Genomic DNA, 17,045 nt, shown 5'->3' on the forward strand with positions numbered 1-17,045 from the left:
TGCCGACGGTCGGCACTACGTATTCCGTTTCAGGAAAGAAGCCGCGAAATCGGAGACCAGATAGCCCATGACCATGCCGTAGGGAAGCATAGCCTGCCAGTTTGACTTGATTGGACAAGTGCCCGTAACACAACCAATTTCCTTCCAATACACAAGCCCGGCCAAACCGCCCAAAATCGTACCTACGATAACCCATTTATGGGCACTAAACATCTTCATAAACGACTTCTTTTGCTTTATCCAATGGATTACGACGAGTGATGGTGGGGTTACAGCCAGCTGCGTTACAACCCGTATTCATCAATACCTGGATCACAAAAAACCCACCTAACACCCCGATCCACGGCTGCTGGTTTGCGAAGGATTGGTACATGATCACAACGCCCATAACCAGACGCAGGATGCGCATAAAGCCCCAAGGAGCCAAGATTGCTTTCATAGCGTAATTCTGTTTTGAACTGGACGACACTGTCCGGCAATTCGTAAATATAGTTCGACTTATGTTTCCGGTCAGTGATAAATGTCACGCATCTCACTACCAGACAACAACTCAATCTTATTGCGCTTTAGCAATAGTTGACCTTCCCTTTCCAACTGCTTGAGCAGTCGGTAAATCACCTCGCAGGAAGTAGCCAGGTTCCGCGCTATTTCTTCGTGGGTGATCGTCAGCACCAAGAGATGATTATCCGTCGGAAAAGAACACAGTAGGGCTTTAACTGATTTACTACCCGATGGAAGCCCGTTGTTCAGGAGGATTTATACAACCCTCCAAACTGACTACCCGGATGTCAGGCGGTTAGGGGGTGACTGATCCGATGAGTTGACGCGGGGCAGCAGCGGTTTCCCCCGAAGAGCCTGCCAAAACACGGCTGCGGTAAGCAGGGCGTAGCACAGACTCATCACCACAAGCCACCGACTGCTCCTGATCACGTAAAAGCCCAGCAAGGGCAGCACCTGCAAGGCGTGCATCCCCAAAAAGTGAGCAATACGCAGGTCGCCGTAGCGTCGGCTCCAGTTCACGATGGGCAGACCGGGGCTACCATCAGGCCCGCCAATGGTGTGCGTCAGCCGACCGCCCATCGCGAAGCCTTGCATTGAAAACAGTACGAAGAGACCAATTCCCCAGTAGATGCCCCAGACGTACGCACGGGGTAGGGCCGAGAGGTCGGCCCGGAATAGGAGGAGGCCGATGTAGCCCGTCCAGAGCGACGCGCCCGTGGCGGCTATAGCCATCAGGCTATACAGCCCGGCGTATAGCGGGGTGCTCACATTGAAGTGCGACAACTGCCCCCGGCCGGCCTGTAACACAATGTAAATAATTTCGAAACCCAGCAGCCCGATCATCCCCCATGAATAGGCCACCATGGCCTCCGACCGACCCAGGTATTGCCCGTACCAACCCATAGTCCATACCAGCAACGTTGTCGACAGGCAAAATTTCATCGGCTTGTACCACGCATTCACGCCCATTACCTGCGTATGGGTCAGTTGGGTTAGCACCAGGCACAGCCCTGCCCCCAGCAGGCAAACCCACCCAAACGCATACAGGGGCGGATTTACCTGATTCAGTTGTTGTAAGAATGGTTTCATAGGCGTTAGAGGGAGGTACGCTGGTATTGAGTCATGAAAATACGGCTGTTAAAGGTTAATTTTCTTTCGTCCAGACCTCGGTTTGGCCAAAGAGCGATACACCGACGTACCCACGAATGTTCAGGTGGGCCGAGTCTTTCAGGGTCATTTTGCAGGAATACATTTTGCCTTCGCGGGGGGCGTAGATGGTGCCGTTCTGCCAGGTGTCGCTGCCACCACCCACCCGTGCGACACACGGCTCGATTCAGTAGTGGTAAGATAAATTCATACATTACCGGCATGACGATGCGGAAAAAGATATGCGTTTCTACCTCCTGGCTGATCATGGATTTAAAATTGAACAATGTTCATTGACGAGGAAATTTTTTTAAAATTTATCAAGCATCCGTAAAAACTCGGCGTAACCCTGCGTGGTGGGCTGAGCGAGATTAACCACGTCGGTACGGCACGAGATTCTCAGGCTACACATTCCATGCACGATACTCCAGATCAGAAAAGACAGGGCTTCCGGATCATGCCCTTCAAAATGCCCTACCGCCTGACAGTCCTGAATCATGGTGCGCAGGAAGCCAAAGGTTGCTTTCCCTTCGTTCCACACATCGCCATCGCCTTCTTTTACGAAATCCATCGGGGCCTGTGTATTGAACATCAGATCGTACATATCTGGCTGCTCCTGAGCAAATTGAATATACACTTTGCCCGCAGCCTTTAGCCGTTCCATCGGGTTTTCCACGTTCAGCAAGACCAGAAACCGGTCGCGCAGTTCCAGAAATCCCTTGGTGTGGAGGGCGTGCAGAATAGCGTTTTTGTCTTTGAAATAGACATACACCGTCCCGACGCTATACTCCACGGCATCGGCAATGTTCCGGATCGTCACGTTAGCTACGCCCTTTTCGGCAAAGAGCTTCATGGCCCCTTCCAGAATTAGGTTCCATAATTCTTCTTTCTCCCTTGCTTTCCGTTCACTGACACCCATATTGCTACTCGTTGCGCCAAAGATAAATTAAAAATGAACAATGTTCATTTTTTTTACCTTTTTTTCTTTTCCTCTATTGACCCTTTACTGAATAGGTACGTCAGTGAGGTTATTCACACAGTTGGCTACCGCTAAGACTCAACTCGTGAACCGGTGAACAGGCTCACGTCAGCCGGACAAAGTTCCTCTACGGCTTGCTGTGCGCTTCGCGCAAACTGTCGACATAACCCTCCGTATGCGTTTTAGCTAACAGGTCGTATCCCTGATCGATCAATTCCTGGTAAGTGAAATCCTCACTTTTCACCTTACGGCTGGTGTTATCATCTACGGCCAGTCGGCACAGCGCATGGTTGATGGAATCATTTTTTGCATTCGACCCGACCCGTATGTCGTACCACATGGTTTGACTACGGTACTTTTTTTCCAGCGGGCCACTACCGCAACTGAGCATAGCCGGAAGTACCAGCAACAAAACCAGGCAATTTGTGAAGTTTCTCATGGCAGCAAATTACAATAATCCGGTCACGAACCTCCTATAAGATCTACTCAAATAACGGTAAGACGGTATAGCTGGATTGTAGTCTGGAGGAGGCCAATGACAGGCCGGACCGGCGAGCTTTACAATATCCTTAAATTAGGGGATACAAAATCACGAGAATCAAGGATGGTTCTCCGATGCCGGAATACGGACCTTTAGGGCACGTTTCTAGCCACACCAAATCTCTTTTAGCTCACCCGGCAAAACGGTATGGGTAACTCGTTTCGCCGGGTGGGCTGATCTTGTTTTACCAGTATGCCAAGAGGAGATAGTGCTGTTCGACAACTTAGAACCCATGGCTGATTTACAGCCATTTGCACTTTAATTATTAATTCATCAGCTTACTATTGATTTGAGTCGATATCTCTTTAGTTTATGCGCATTCTCGTCGCTGAAGACCACCGAATCCTGCTAGACAGCCTTGCCATGCTCCTCGCGAGTATCGATGGGGTTGAGGTCGTGTCGAAACATACTAATGGCCAGCAGGTGTTGACGGCCCTGGAAATTGAGTCTGATATAACGCTGGTCGTTTCGGATGTACAGATGCCTGTAATGGGCGGTATTGAACTAACCATCCAGCTACGCCAGCGTTTTCCGCAGGTGAAAATATGCCTGCTCACGGTAGCCGACCAGCCCGAAGCCATTAAAGAGGCCATTCGTGCGGGGGCCGATGGCTACGTCCTGAAAAGCGCCGAGCGATCTGAACTGGAAACGGCTCTGCGTACCATCAGCAAAGGCAATAAATTTTACAGTGAACAGGTAATGCTGCAGCTGGCCAATGAAGCCGGTATTGAAGTAACTCCCGACCTGGATAAACCTCAGAAGATAACCATTTCCAAACGCGAACTGGACGTGCTGAAACTGATTGCGCAGGAGTATTCGGGAACGCAGATTGCGGAGAAACTATTCATCAGCCCTACCACCGTAGAAACTCACCGCAAACACCTGATGCAGAAACTGGGTGTTCAGACGACTATCGGGCTAGTAAAGTATGCCATCAAATTCAACCTTGTTTAACTGAATAAACCCTTTCACCTCTAACCCACTTACATTATGGAAGCCCGCACCGACACATCAGACGGCAGCTACATTCACCTGGTTGGCCCAGCTACGATTCACGCTACTACGGACGGAAAGATTCTGTTATACCTTCTGGACAAAAACCGTACTCCTATTAACGATCCTATACAATTGGGTAGCCAGATAAGCTTCGTGAATATGCATATGGTTACAGAATTCAGTCCACAGATGATGGCAAAACACAATACAACCATAACCCAAAGCGATTTCCCATTCGTGGAGCTTGCCATGATCAGTGATCCAACGGATACAAGACTCTCGAAATTCACGAAATGCATGACCTCGACTGATCCACCAGGATGCGATAATACCGTTATAGGCTAACAAACTGCCTCAACAAATCTCATCCCAGCGCAGCATTCCCATTGAAACTGACCATTTCAATGGGAATTTTTATGCAGATGCAGGTTCCTTTTTCAACAGGTAGCTCGGTATCGAACGTGCCGCCCAGCGAATCCAGCCGGGTCTGAATATTTTGCAGACCCACCCCGCGTTTGGTTGAAAATTGCCCCATACCAATGCCATCGTCCGCTACCGATATATCGATGCCCTGATCTGTTCTGATCAGACTGATTATAACCTGGGTAGCGTTGGCATGGCGGATAGCGTTGTTAATCAATTCAAAAACAATACTGTACACATTGAACTCAATTTCTACCGGAAGCCGCGCCGTTAGCCCGTTTATCAGGAGCGAAAACTGGAGCGGTGAATTTTGATTCAATTGCCCAACCAGCGTCGTCAGTGTAGCAACCAGTCCTTCATGCTCAAGCCCGGCCGGCAGAATGTTGTGCGAGATGTTCCGCACTTCCGAATAAGCGTTCTGGATGAGCTGTTTGACGTTTCGATAGACCGACTGCTCGGCGTTGGATAAGTTTTGCGGATTAATGGCCTGGATGCTCATATTTACCGCACTCAGCAAACTGCTCAGGTTATCGTGCAGTTCGAGTGCCACCCGTTTGCGTTCAATAGTCTGCCCCTTAAAGAGCGCCGATTTTATCTCTTCGTTTTTCCGCACCAGCTCATGGTTTGCCGATAGCAGTTCTTCGGTGCGCTCTGCTACACGTATTTCCAGCGTTTTGTTAATGTCGGCCAGTTGCTCGCGGGCGGTTTCGAGGAGCGTTCGCTGCTGATCGATTTTCTGGTTCTTCGCCTGTAGTTGTCTGTTGTTGCGAAAGAGAAGCATGGCCCCAAGCAGGATGGCTACAATCCCGAGAAACAACCCATTCTGAATCTGGGCGTACTGGTCCATCTGTAGTTTCTGCAACTTCTGCTGGGCCGCCTGTTTCTGCAGCAGATTCTTTTTCTGCTCATTCTCGTACAAGGCCTGCAACGTCTCGATTCGCTGTTCGTTGGTTTCTTTGGCCAGACTGTCTTTCAGGAAAACGAACTCCTCATAAGCTTTTAACGCCTTTACCGGTTCGTGCATCTGTTTGAATGTGTTATACAGCTTCTCATTGGCCTCGGCAACGATACTACTATTTTTCAGCCGGATAGCCGTTTGCTTAGCCATATTGTAATAGGTCAATGCCCGGGTCCATCTTTTTTGACTAGCGAAGACATCGCCAATGTGAATCAAGATGCTTTTTTCCAGATCTGCACTCCCCATTTCCCGCGCTAGAACCAGCGCTTTTGTAAAATAGCCCAGTGGTTTTATGGTGTCGCCCAGTTCCATGTAGTCCCACCCAATTGTATGTAGTCCCTGCGCTTCGAACCAGCGGATATGTTTCTTGTGAGCCAATTCATACATCGTTTGATTCGCCTTCAATGCCTCGGCAAACCTCCCCTGCCCCCGGTAAATAGCCCCAAAGGTGTTCAGGATCGACAGTTGTATGGTGGTGTCGGGATGCTGCCGAAGTACATTCAGCCCCTGCCGACAAAGTTTTATTGCCTTTTCGTATTGCTCAAGGCTCATGTAGGCGTGGGCCAACGCGCCCAATGATCTTGCCATACGGGTGTGCTGCTTCAGCTTTTCGGCCAGCGGTAAGGCTTTGTAGTGAAAACGAATGGTTTGGTCGTAGTCGCCCCGTAACTGATAAATATAACCGGCGTACTGGTAAGCGTAGATAAGTTCTTTCTGAAGATTCGCCTTCTGGCAAAGCCTGATCATGCGGGTGTTGTACTGGAATGACGAATCAATGTCCACGTCCACATAGCCGGTCATGATGGCTTTTAGGGTATTGTAGGTGATGGTATCGTTTGTGTAGCCTCCGGGTAATTTCTGTAGCCTGGCCAACACCTGTTTAAGGCTATCGAGCCTGGGTGTCTGAGCAACCCCTGCTTGCGCCAGTAAGCACAAAAAAAGTAGCAGCTTCTTCATAGAGGTGTGTTTTGAACAAACTTACACGGTCTGTACGAATATCCCAATCAGGAACTACTTTATAGATCAAGGGATCAACATCCTTGAATTATAGGATACAAAATCATCATTCTCAGTGATTTACAAGCCCGTAGTATATGCCGACCTTTGAGCTATTCAATCAGTCTTGCACGAAACTCAGGTAAATACACAAAAAACATCATCGGCTTTCCGACTCTATCTACACCCATCCCATCCGCAGAACCATCACCCATAAACGTTACCCATTATCCTTTTCGAATTTACCTTCACTTAGCTAACCATGACTGTTTTACTAGACCCCCAATCTGTATCCAATCGCTCATTGCTCGACGGCATTCAGGGCAACATTCTGAAATCGCATGGCCGCCCTTATACGGCCAATATCTTCATTCACTGCCGCCCAAACCATGTAGATGAAGCCAAAACCTGGCTGCATAGTCTGGTAGAAGGGGAAGATGCACTTATTCAGTCAGGCTATGCACAACTACGAAGCAACCTGCTTCACAAGGATAATCCGGCAATAGACACCGGCCTTTTTGCCTGCATTCATATCAGCGCGGCAGGCTATTGTTATCTGTTCAATGACCAGAAGGTCAAGCTCTTCAAAGACCCGTCTTTCAGAAAAGGCATGAAACATAAGGATGTCATTAAAGAGCTGAATGACCCAACATTAGACGAATGGGAATCCGGATTTCGGAAAGAAAACCACTTTATGCTCCTGCTGGCTTATACGAATGAAGATAGGCTGACTGCCATCGTAGATCAGATCAATCGAGCTATTCAATCTTTTGCCGATGTTACTACCATTTCGTGGGGAAATGCACTAAAAAACGAAGAAGGTGCTGGCATCGAACACTTCGGCTATGTAGACGGCATATCGCAACCCCTGTTCTTTCTGGATGAATGGGAAACCTATAAACAAAATAATAACGTAAAAGATGAAGCCCAAATTAAGTACGACCCTCGTGCCGACAAAAAGTTGGTGTTAGTGCAGGACCCCTTTCTGCCCAACGACACCAGTGCATTGGGAAGCTACTTCGTGTTTCGGAAACTGGAACAGAATGTGAAAGGATTCAAGCAGGCAGAAGCCAATCTGGCAGGTAAACTGGCATTTAAGGAAGAAGACGATAAGGAGCGGGCCGGGGCCATGCTGGTAGGTCGATTTGAAGATGGGAGCCCTATCGAACTCAATCCAAACCCGGGACTGATCAATAGTGCCCTACTCAACGACTTTACCTATGATTCGGCAGTTAACAGCCGGTGCCCGTTCCACGGCCATATTCGTAAAACGAACCCCCGTGTCGGACCCGTCGAAGAAGGTGTTCAGGTAGCCAACAACCGGGTTATGGCCCGGCGGGGTATTCCTTTCGGGAGACGAACCGATGGCCCCAATGACGGGAATATTTATAATAAGCCCACGGGTAAAGTTGGACTACTCTTCATGAGTTATCAGGCCAGCATTAAAGACCAGTTTGAGTTTGTTCAGACAGGAGCCAATAGCACTGCACAGGGTAAGGACCCCGTTATCGGACAAGGGACGGGGGACAGCGTGGGCGATTTTGCCAAAATCTGGGATGACCCGAACACATTAAAATCCGCTTCATTTGATGAGTTTGTACACCTGAAAGGGGGGGAGTACTTCTTTGCGCCCAGCATGAGTTTTCTGAAACGTATCGACACACTCTAACTATCCACATCCATGAGATATTTAATTACCTTCCTGCTCCTTGGGGTGGGCCAGGGTCTCTATGCCCAGATGATTACGTATGATTGGCAATCGAGTACATATTTACCTCCTACTATTAGTTGTGTAAATCAGGGGGCTACCATCGGCTACCGGATTGTCAACCTTAACACCTTTGCCAAAAAGGTACTGATAAACGGCAGGATGATCAGCTTCTCGACCGACAGGCCTACCGAGATCGCTACTTTATTTAGAATCAAGACGGATGATGCACAGACAGAGGCCACTAAGAAACTGGATGATACCCAGAAAGAGATAGCAAAAATGGTTGATGTCAAAAAAGACGCCAATGAAAAGCTGGCTGTGGCATCAGACGCTAAAGAAAAGCAGACCACCGCGTCAAACGCCAGGAAGGCATCCATTACGCAGGAAGTAGAGCAGTTGGATTCGCTGGTTGTTGCCTGTAACGATTATTACGCGAAGGCCAATGAGGCCAAAAACATATTAAAGGTTCAGAAAATGCTGGCTGCAACTATGACCGATGGCACTCATTCTACCGAGAGCAAGATGGAGCGGGCATTAAAAGACCGAAAGATAACGGCTTCGACAATTGACACCCTTAAAATACAATTTGATGCGTTTGAGGATGCTTATGAAAAGGCTAACAAACAGTATACACAGGCTTTCAATGCTGCCATTGATGCAGGAGACAAAGACCACGCTGCCCGCATCAAGGACGCCCAGGAGCAGGTTCGGAAAAATTATGAAGCGCTCGAAAAACAGTATGAAGACGCGCTACAGAACAGTACTGACTTTTTTCTGAAAGCATTGGACTCAGCCAACTACGCTTTTACATCGACGGATCGAATTTTTGCCCAGGATGATGTAGATGAGTTGGAGTTTCAGGTACAGGTTGGGGGGCTTAACGAGGATCTTAGTGGCAAAACCCCATTCAAGAAAACAATTCGGGTAAAAGGAGGACTAAAAATAGATTACAGCGTAGGACCTGTCATGAAATTTATTTCTGACGACAAATTCTATCTGGCTGGTGATACATTGAGGCAGCGGGAGAAGGATACGTTCTTCAAAACAGTCACACCGGGTATCGCATCTATGATGCACGTATACAAGCGAACCTGTAAGTCCACAGCCTTTGGCGGGATGTTTGGTATCAACGCTGATTTTAAGGAACTGACGGACATTAATCTGGGCTTTTTGTTTGGTGGCTCCGCCATAGTGGGGCGGTCGCAGAAAGCTATCATTTCGGCAGGCTTGAGCTATTCACATGTGAATCGCCTGAAAGAGGGGGAATACCGTATTAATAAGTTATATAAAGACCTAAAAATTGAGAACGTCACCGAACGCGTGTTAAGACCTTCTTTTTTTGTATCTGTTTCCCTGGCTATCTCCAAACGAAATGTAGTGAAATTTGAGTGAGCAAGGCGGCTTATCGCCGAATCACGACTGCCCGAAAACGCCACATTAACCGGCCTGACTCAACCGATATTGTTTGGGAGTCAGGCCGGTCTTTTTTCGGATGAAGCGTGTGAAATTAGCCGGGTCCTGCTTTTTGATCAGGTAGGCGATTTCGCTGATACTTAACTCGGTTTGTGTTAATAATACCCGGGCTTCCAGCAAAAGCATCTCTTCGAGCAGGTCGTGAGCGGAGAGGCCGGTGGCCATCTTCGCCGATTTGTTCAGATGATTCGGGCTGATGTTCAACAGCGCTGCGTAGGCCGAAACGGTGTATATTTCGTAAATAGACTTCGTCAAAGCCTCTTTGTACAACTGGGTAATCCGGAAGGCGGCATTCCGTTGTTTCGTATCCTGCGATACGGCCTGCACACCGCCCTGTTTCAATTCCGTCAACAGGGTTACCAGATACAGCCGAACCAGCAGTGGCAAATCGGCGCTTTTTTTGTCAACCAGAGCCTCCAGCCGCTCCAAAAGCGATAAGATTGCAGCAAGTACCTCTTCGCTCAGGGCCAGGATAGTCTCCTGCCCAATATGGAGAATTGGAAACTCCTTCCCGATGTCCGGTTTTAGCCAGGAGTAGCTCAGGAAGTCAGGCTCAAAATGGCAGTAATACCCCTTTATATCGTCGCTCATCCACTCCTCATTATAGATCTGATGAGCCGGGATAAAGACAATGTGGTTTCGGGGAATGATATGCCGGGTTAGCCCAATCCGCCGAATCAGCTGACCCTGGGTAACCAGCATAAAGTCGGTCACGGTTTTACGATGCGGCTGGGTGGGAAAGTTCAAAGCATCTTTGACATCCTCAAGCGAATTGATGTGGAAGTAATGAAGTGATTTTAAATGGAGCGTTGGCCAGTTGGGCTGCTTAAACGCAACTTCCTTCAATGCACTGGGTGTAAGAATCGGAACGGGTGCTGTCTTGGCAGGCATACAGGGAGGTCTCGATGAATCGTGGGCAGCTTAGCCAGTGAGTTTAACACGAAAAAACTTCGTTACCAACCCGACTTGATTGTTTTTGACAATTACCTGATTTGTTTTGACTCATTGGCCGGGTAAGGCGACTGTTACTTTTGCAATAAAATCAGCTTTTTCTGTAACAATCGAATACATGATTTTGCGTATTGTTCACGCACATACCCCAAAGCCATACGCTGACCCTGTTGAAAAGTTCATCTCAGCGTTTGGTCGTAGCCCGACCGGGCTACAACCAAACGCTGGAAACCAATAACCCTACTCCTATTCCCCGATTATGAACATGAAGAATTACTTGTTTTTACCGGTCTTGCTGTTAGCCGTCAATACGGTTAGGTCTCAGTCATTTAAGCCGCCCCATTTGGTGCGACAGAATAATACAACGCAGTTGATTGTCAAAGACAAGCCTTTTCTGGCTCTGGGTGGCGAACTTCATAATTCAAGCGTTTCGACGCCGGCATACATGCGACCTATCTGGGCAAAGATGAAGGCCAAAAACGTGAACACCCTGCTGGCACCCGTATACTGGGAACTGATCGAGCCGCAGGAAGGTAAATTCGACTTCGCTGTGGTAGACAGCATGATTCTGGGTGCCCGAAAACAAAACCTGCATCTGGGTATCCTGTGGTTTGGCCTGTTCAAAACCACTTATTCAACCTACGCACCGCTGTGGGTGAAAGCGAACCTGGCCAAATACCCACGGGTAAAAAACAAAGAAGGAGAACCCATACCGGTCGTTTCGGTCTTTTCGGCCAATGCGCTACAAGCCAACGCAAAAGCGTTTAAGCGCCTGATGGAGCACATCCGGCAGATTGACGAAAAGCAGCAGACCGTAATTCTGGCCCAGGTAGAGAACGAGCCCGGCCTGTTTTATAACCCGCGTGACTACAGCGACGAAGCCACCAACGCCTACAAAGAAGGCGTACCGGCCGACCTGATGAGCTACCTGACAGCCAATAAAGCCAACCTGCAACCCGGTCTGGACAGTACCTGGAAAGCCAATGGGTATAAGACGACCGGAGGCTGGGAGGATGTATTCGGTAAAAGTGTGCTGAATGACAAAACACCCAACGGACTATCGTATTTCCCGGAAGAATTATTTACCGCTTATCACTACACCAAATTCATCGGTAAAGTTGCGGCCGCCGGTAAAGAAGCCTATCCGATTCCCATGTTCATCAACGCCTGGCCCAAAGCCGCCGGGCTGATGAGCACCCCCGGCAAATACCCAAGCGGAGGACCGGTTCCTCACCTGCTCGACATCTGGCGGGCCAATGCTCCGGCCATTGATTTTATTACACCGAACGTGTACGCATCCAAACAGGGCGTGTATGCCCTGGCTGAACAATACCACCGCTCGGGTAATCCGCTGTTTATTCCGGAAATCAAACAAGGCCCCGAAGCCGCCAACCTGGCTTTCTGGCTGTATGGTCAGCATGACGCCCTATGTGTGGCACCCTTCGGTATTGACGACAGCCCGGCCGAGGAAGACCCGTTTACGCGAACCTTTGCGGCCGTCGCTCAGGTGAAAGAACTCATTCTGTCTCATCAGGGAAAAGGCACGATGGCCGGTATTTTTGTCGATTCGACCGTTGCGTCGCAAAGTTTTCCTCTGAATGGCTTTACGGTGAAGGCGAACCTGGTTGTTCCGAGAGGGTTTGCGGGTGCCGCCACAACGGAGAAAAAAGCGCCCTTTGCCGGCGGTATCGTATTCGCTGCGGGGCCGGACGAATTTATAGCCGTTGGCCGCGATTATGAACTAACCTTCACGCCCACCAACCCCAACCCGCAAAAACCACGTGTCGATCTGGATTTCATGGAAGAAGGTACCTTCGTTAACGCCAGATGGGTGCCCAGCCGCCGACTGAACGGTGATGAAGGAACCGGGGGCGGGGGTATCGGCGCATTCGGTGTAAAAAACAATAAAGCTGGCTCGCTCCGCTTTCAGAAAAATCCGACTGGAGCCTATACCATTGTCCGTATTAAGTTTTTCCGGTATTAAGGATGCGGTATGATCCATTAGCAACAGCCCTAAAGCACACGCTTAGTCTATCGCGTTTAGTTTCGTTCCTGCTTCCGGCCGGTGCTGCCGGGCGTAATCTGAGGGCGAAAGAGTGTACAGACTCTGGAAGGTTTTGCGAAAATGCTTCAGATCATCGAAACCCACCTGATTGGCAATTTCCGAAACGCGCAACGTTGTTGTCGACAGTAGTTGAGCCGCCCGCTTCATCCGTACATCCCGGATAAATTCAACTACCGACTGCCCCGTCATGGTTTTGATTTGCCGGTAGAAAGCCGACTGGCTCATACCCATTTCCCGCACCAGAACGGGCACCGTAAAGTCCGAATCGGACAGATGGGATTCAACAATGGACATGGCCTTTTCCAGTAGCTGTTTTTCTTCGCTTGGAATGACAATATCGGTTGGTTTGAGCAGAATCTGACGCTGATAGTATTCTTTCAGCCGATAGCGACTCTGTAGCATCACGGCTATTTTGGTGTACAGCAGCCGGGGGTTAAACGGCTTGGCCATGTACTCATCAGCGCCCGTTTCCAGCCCTTCCAGTTCATGTACCGCAGCCGCCCGGGCCGTTAGCAACACCACCGGAATGTGCATGGTCTTGGGATGCTGCTTAATTTTCCGACATAGCTCCAGCCCGTTGCTACGGGGCATCATGACGTCGCTCACGACGAGATCGGGCAGAAGGCCGAGTGTTTTTTCCCAGCCATCCAGACCGTCAACGGCCAAATAAACCTCAAACGTGGGGGCCAGCAGTTGCTGTACATACTGCCGAAGTTCATCGTTGTCTTCTACCAGTAGAATACGGCCCGAGCGAACCGGCAGCCCCGATGGAGTCATCGGTTCAACCTCCGTGGCATCGCCGGTGAGGAGCAGTGGCCTATCGGTTTGGGGCGCATCGTCACGGATAGTTTCCGGCGATAGGTGGTCCTTGCCAAAGGGCAAACGCAGGGTGAACGTCGTACCGGCACCGGGGGCGCTTTGCACGCTTACCTCACCCTTGTGCGCTTCTATAAACTGCTTTACCAGCGATAGGCCAATCCCTGTACCCGTCATTCGCATCGTTTCGGTATGCGATGCCTGATAGTACGGGTCAAATATTTTATCGACTTCATCGGGGTTCATGCCCACGCCCCAGTCACGGACAACCAGAACGAGGTAGTTCGTGTGCAGCCTGTTTCCGTGAAAAACGGCCGGCTCCGCTGGTGAACCGACTACGGACACGAGCACCCTGATTTTGCCACCTCCCGGCGTAAACTTAAAGGCATTGGATAGCAGATTGGTCAGAATAATTTCGACCTTGCCACGGTCAAAGTACATGTTTATGTCCGTTGCCGGGGCTTCCATGGCATAGTCCAGTTGCAGCTCTTCGGCTTTTAGTTTAAAGATCAAAACGATCTCCGTCAGGAATGCCATCATGTTTCCCTGACTGGCCCGCAGCGTAACATGGCCTGCTTCGACCTTCCGAAAATCCAGCAGCTGGTTGACCAGGTCCAGCAGTTTTCGGGTTTGCTGGTGCATAAGCATGACTTTGTCTTTGGCCTGATGCACGGTACCGCTCCCCGCCAAAGCCAATTCTTCCAGCGGCCCCAGAATCAGGGTGAGCGGAGTGCGGAGTTCGTGCGACACATTGGTAAAAAACCGCAGTTTGGTATCGGTCACTTCCTTTTCCTTTTCGACTTTGTACTGTTCCAGCGCCAGCCGGTTTTTTAATTCCTGCTTAGCCAGTTCGTTGCGCTGGTAGAACCAGAACGCCCCAACAACGGCGGCAGCGTACAGCAAATACGCCCACCAGGTACGCCACCAGGGCGGTAGAATTGTAAACTGCAACAAGGCCGGTTTAACCGACCAGACCCCATCGTCGTTACTGGCTTTCACCATAAACGTATACGCACCCGCCGGGAGGTTGGCGAAGTTGGCTGTCCGCTGACCGGGCGCGGCCTGTACCCAATCGTCGTTATACCCAACCAGTCGGTACATATACTGCTGTTTCTGCGGATTGGCATAGTTCAGGCCGACAAACGCAATGGAAAAATCATTTTCTGAGGCTTCCAGCCGAATCGTTTGCGGTTCGGTGAAGGGCTTTCCCAGTAAAACTCGCCCGTTCAGCGTATCGCCAATAGTTACGGGCTGGTTAAGAACGCGTAGCTCCGTAACCTGCACCAGGGGCGGATACGGATTAGGGGTCAGCGTACGGGGTTGAAAATAGGTGATGCCATTGGTGCCACCAACGTATAAAGTCCCATCGGCCGCCCGATAAGCCGCCCCTACTTTAAACGAATTACTTTGCAGCCCGTCCGTTACGTCGTAGTGAAACAGCCGTTTGCTGGCCGGGTTGAACTTGTACAGTCCGGCACCACCAATCCAGAGATTCCCGGCCTCATCCGTCAGCAGACTTTCTACATCCGTTTCGGGTACCCACCGACTATACCGGTCTATTACCTCCTTACCGGCGGCATTCTTCGTAAGCCGGTGCAATCCCCCGCCAATGGTGCCAATCCAGAGCGTTCCCTGCCGGTCCTTGAGCAGCGGCCAGGCATAATTGGTTTGCAGGCTGTTGGGGTTGTGGGGTTCGTGTTTGAACTGGTTGAGCAGGTGCAGGCCCGTTGGCGAAACCTGTATTTTCAGTACACCGGCATCTCGTGTACTGGCCCATAGAACATCGGTTTCTTTCTCATAGAGCAGGGTCGTAAACTGATGAGTGGGTAAGGCGTGGTGAAGTGTATCGTATGTTTTAAGGTGGTGCCCCTGTCGGGTAAACTGATGTATCCCCGCGCTGAAGGTGGCTACCCAGATGGTCCCGTGCCGATCTTCGACAATGCTCTCGATGCTCGTATTTCCCAGATCCGGCATACCCATAACCGCGGGTAACCGGTTGGGCATTGCCCCCGCCGGGCTCTTCAGCGTATATAACCCAAAATAGCGGGTGCCAATCCAGAGGGTACCGTCGGTTGCCTGAAACAGCGTAGCGACGTCGATTCCGTTGACATCACCGGACAGGTCACGGTTGAGGTAATTCCGGTAGGTTTTTCGGCTTAGGTCGTAGCTGGCAAAGCCATTGCGCGTACCCATCCAGAGCTGGTTATTTTTTTCGTCTTTCCAGATGGTGTTGATATAATTGTTGGCGGGGGTCGTTTGCCCCACCATTTGCCGCCGGATATGCCCAAATGGCTTTGGCCGCAGTTGAAGCCGATTCAGCCCCCCGGCCGATGTGGCCAGCCAAAGGTTGTGAAACCGATCTTCCAGCAGGTCGTGCACCCGAACGGAGTTGATGCTAGCGGGGTCGGTATCCAACGGTAGAAACGTTCGGACCGCCTGCTCATCAACGGGTGGTTTAACACCGGTTGCCATCCCCGCATCCATAAGGAGCAACCCGTAATTGGTACTGATCCATAACCGCTTCGAGGAGTCCAGAAATAGGTTCTCGATAGCCGCAAACGTTCTTTGCAGGGCTTGGGGCGGGATGCCGGGAGAGCTGGATAGCCCCTGGCGGCTTAGCCAGAAAATCCGACTGTCGGTGCCAATCCATAAGTCGCCCCGGATATCGAGGTGCAGGGCTCTGATGTTGGTTTCCGAAAATGGGGACACAGGACTCGCCCGCAACGGTGCTTTCGACCCAAGTGATCTATTTCCGTCAAAGACCCAGAGTCCTTTGCCCAGGGTGCCGATCCAGACCCGGCCGCGGTGGTCGACCGCCAGTTTATTGACGAGCGGCTCGGCTTTCGAGCGGTTTGTAATCGCGATCTGCCGAATATCACTGAGTTTTCCCTGTCCGTCGGTTTGCAGCACAAAAACCCCGTAATGTTGCGTTGCCACCCAGATGCGATGCTGTTGATCGGCCCGTATGGCGTGTACATTGGTATGGGTCAGTTGCTGAAGATATGGGCCAAAATTGGCGGCACCGGGCAGTTCGCGGATACTCACGAATCGATCGTGACGGGGGTCGTACCAGAAAACACCCGACCGCTCCACCCCTACCCACAGTGTTCCCTGCCGGTCTATTTCGAGTGCCCGTATGCGGTTACTGGAAATGCCGTCCTGATCATTGATGGGCAGTTCGTATTTTTTCAGGCTGTAGCCGTCGTACCGGTTAATACCTTTGTTAGTCCCGATCCAGATAAACCCGCCTTTGTCCTGCGTAACGCACATGGCATCGCTGTGCGACAGGCCTTCATCGACGGTAATATGCTGAAACTGAAACTGGTCCGGCTCCCGTTGCGCCAAACAGGCCGGAGAACTCAGAAAAATGCACCAAAAACAACAAACGTTGAGAAAAACCCACTTCATCATCACCGACCAATTTACCCCCTTCTTTTGACGAAAACCAACCCCTTTGCCGATTTCGAGTATAACTAGCTTTGCACTCCT

General features: G+C 50.3%; 14 protein-coding genes and 1 pseudogene. 5 read left to right on the forward strand and 10 right to left on the reverse strand.

Translation table 11 applies throughout. The features are described 5' to 3' along the window. Positions 1-15: 15 nt before the first annotated feature. From NT073_RS31055 to NT073_RS31085, 7 genes and pseudogenes are all read right to left on the reverse strand, one after another. Positions 16-219, reverse strand: coding sequence for a hypothetical protein (locus tag NT073_RS31055; RefSeq protein ID WP_297381916.1), 204 nt, complete (start codon positions 217-219; stop codon positions 16-18). Further along, positions 206-439, reverse strand: a complete 234-nt coding sequence (locus NT073_RS31060; RefSeq protein ID WP_297381918.1) for a hypothetical protein — start codon at positions 437-439, stop codon at positions 206-208. The genes NT073_RS31055 and NT073_RS31060 overlap by 14 nt, the downstream gene beginning before the upstream one ends. A 71-nt stretch (positions 440-510) precedes the next feature. Continuing rightward, a pseudogene (locus tag NT073_RS31065) lies at positions 511-669 on the reverse strand (helix-turn-helix domain-containing protein); the annotation flags it as partial. Between the two features lie 108 nt (positions 670-777). After that, positions 778-1,590 (reverse strand): hypothetical protein, encoded by an 813-nt coding sequence (locus NT073_RS31070; protein WP_297381920.1) that lies wholly within the window; start codon positions 1,588-1,590, stop codon positions 778-780. 55 nt (positions 1,591-1,645) lie between these two features. Continuing rightward, positions 1,646-1,813: a DUF2147 domain-containing protein gene (locus NT073_RS31075; RefSeq protein WP_297381922.1), complete on the reverse strand. Its 168-nt coding sequence runs from the start codon at positions 1,811-1,813 to the stop codon at positions 1,646-1,648. Positions 1,814-1,957: 144 nt separating this feature from the next. Beyond that, a complete protein-coding gene (locus NT073_RS31080; RefSeq protein ID WP_297381924.1) occupies positions 1,958-2,566 on the reverse strand; it encodes a TetR/AcrR family transcriptional regulator in 609 nt (202 codons plus the stop codon). Positions 2,567-2,753: 187 nt separating this feature from the next. Further along, on the reverse strand, positions 2,754-3,065 hold the full coding sequence (locus NT073_RS31085) for a hypothetical protein (RefSeq protein WP_297381925.1): 312 nt from the start codon (positions 3,063-3,065) through the stop codon (positions 2,754-2,756). A gap of 414 nt (positions 3,066-3,479) precedes the next feature. Here NT073_RS31085 and NT073_RS31090 point away from each other — a divergent pair, with 414 nt between their 5' ends. Together NT073_RS31090 and NT073_RS31095 are read left to right on the forward strand one after the other, a co-directional pair. Beyond that, positions 3,480-4,121: a response regulator transcription factor gene (locus NT073_RS31090; protein WP_297381926.1), complete on the forward strand. Its 642-nt coding sequence runs from the start codon at positions 3,480-3,482 to the stop codon at positions 4,119-4,121. 36 nt (positions 4,122-4,157) lie between these two features. Further along, a complete protein-coding gene (locus tag NT073_RS31095) occupies positions 4,158-4,508 on the forward strand; it encodes a hypothetical protein (protein ID WP_297381928.1) in 351 nt (116 codons plus the stop codon). Between the two features lie 19 nt (positions 4,509-4,527). On the opposite strand, the gene NT073_RS31100 is transcribed toward NT073_RS31095, so the two are convergent. Then, positions 4,528-6,501, reverse strand: coding sequence for a sensor histidine kinase (locus NT073_RS31100; RefSeq protein WP_297381930.1), 1,974 nt, complete (start codon positions 6,499-6,501; stop codon positions 4,528-4,530). Positions 6,502-6,802: 301 nt separating this feature from the next. Between NT073_RS31100 and NT073_RS31105 the strand changes: the two genes are divergently transcribed. Beyond that, entirely contained in the window at positions 6,803-8,209 is a 1,407-nt protein-coding gene (locus tag NT073_RS31105) for a Dyp-type peroxidase (RefSeq protein WP_297381932.1), read from the forward strand. 12 nt (positions 8,210-8,221) lie between these two features. Further along, positions 8,222-9,643, forward strand: a complete 1,422-nt coding sequence (locus NT073_RS31110; protein ID WP_297381934.1) for a hypothetical protein — start codon at positions 8,222-8,224, stop codon at positions 9,641-9,643. Between the two features lie 45 nt (positions 9,644-9,688). Here NT073_RS31110 and NT073_RS31115 read toward each other — a convergent pair whose 3' ends face one another. Continuing rightward, positions 9,689-10,615 (reverse strand): AraC family transcriptional regulator, encoded by a 927-nt coding sequence (locus tag NT073_RS31115; RefSeq protein WP_297381936.1) that lies wholly within the window; start codon positions 10,613-10,615, stop codon positions 9,689-9,691. 319 nt (positions 10,616-10,934) lie between these two features. On the opposite strand from NT073_RS31115, the gene NT073_RS31120 reads away from it, so the two are divergent. Beyond that, a complete protein-coding gene (locus tag NT073_RS31120) occupies positions 10,935-12,659 on the forward strand; it encodes a DUF5597 domain-containing protein (protein ID WP_297381938.1) in 1,725 nt (574 codons plus the stop codon). Positions 12,660-12,701: 42 nt separating this feature from the next. On the opposite strand, the gene NT073_RS31125 is transcribed toward NT073_RS31120, so the two are convergent. Then, positions 12,702-16,901, reverse strand: coding sequence for a hybrid sensor histidine kinase/response regulator transcription factor (locus NT073_RS31125; RefSeq protein WP_297381939.1), 4,200 nt, complete (start codon positions 16,899-16,901; stop codon positions 12,702-12,704). Positions 16,902-17,045 lie beyond the last annotated feature (144 nt).

This window comes from Spirosoma sp., from assembly GCF_026391055.1.
In the GTDB taxonomy this organism is placed as follows: Bacteria; Bacteroidota; Bacteroidia; order Cytophagales; family Spirosomataceae; genus Spirosoma.

What these genes read in the sequence shown, in the direction of transcription:
- NT073_RS31090 (WP_297381926.1), top strand. Translation starts at nt 3,480, where the DNA reads ATGCGCATTCTCGTCGCTGAAGACCACCGAATCCTGCTAGACAGCCTT.
- NT073_RS31105 (WP_297381932.1), top strand. Translation starts at nt 6,803, where the DNA reads ATGACTGTTTTACTAGACCCCCAATCTGTATCCAATCGCTCATTGCTC.
- NT073_RS31115 (WP_297381936.1), bottom strand. Translation starts at nt 10,615, where the DNA reads ATGCCTGCCAAGACAGCACCCGTTCCGATTCTTACACCCAGTGCATTG.
- NT073_RS31120 (WP_297381938.1), top strand. Translation starts at nt 10,935, where the DNA reads ATGAACATGAAGAATTACTTGTTTTTACCGGTCTTGCTGTTAGCCGTC.
- NT073_RS31060 (WP_297381918.1), bottom strand. Translation starts at nt 439, where the DNA reads ATGAAAGCAATCTTGGCTCCTTGGGGCTTTATGCGCATCCTGCGTCTG.
- NT073_RS31070 (WP_297381920.1), bottom strand. Translation starts at nt 1,590, where the DNA reads ATGAAACCATTCTTACAACAACTGAATCAGGTAAATCCGCCCCTGTAT.
- NT073_RS31085 (WP_297381925.1), bottom strand. Translation starts at nt 3,065, where the DNA reads ATGAGAAACTTCACAAATTGCCTGGTTTTGTTGCTGGTACTTCCGGCT.
- NT073_RS31110 (WP_297381934.1), top strand. Translation starts at nt 8,222, where the DNA reads ATGAGATATTTAATTACCTTCCTGCTCCTTGGGGTGGGCCAGGGTCTC.
- NT073_RS31055 (WP_297381916.1), bottom strand. Translation starts at nt 219, where the DNA reads ATGAAGATGTTTAGTGCCCATAAATGGGTTATCGTAGGTACGATTTTG.
- NT073_RS31080 (WP_297381924.1), bottom strand. Translation starts at nt 2,566, where the DNA reads ATGGGTGTCAGTGAACGGAAAGCAAGGGAGAAAGAAGAATTATGGAAC.
- NT073_RS31100 (WP_297381930.1), bottom strand. Translation starts at nt 6,501, where the DNA reads ATGAAGAAGCTGCTACTTTTTTTGTGCTTACTGGCGCAAGCAGGGGTT.
- NT073_RS31095 (WP_297381928.1), top strand. Translation starts at nt 4,158, where the DNA reads ATGGAAGCCCGCACCGACACATCAGACGGCAGCTACATTCACCTGGTT.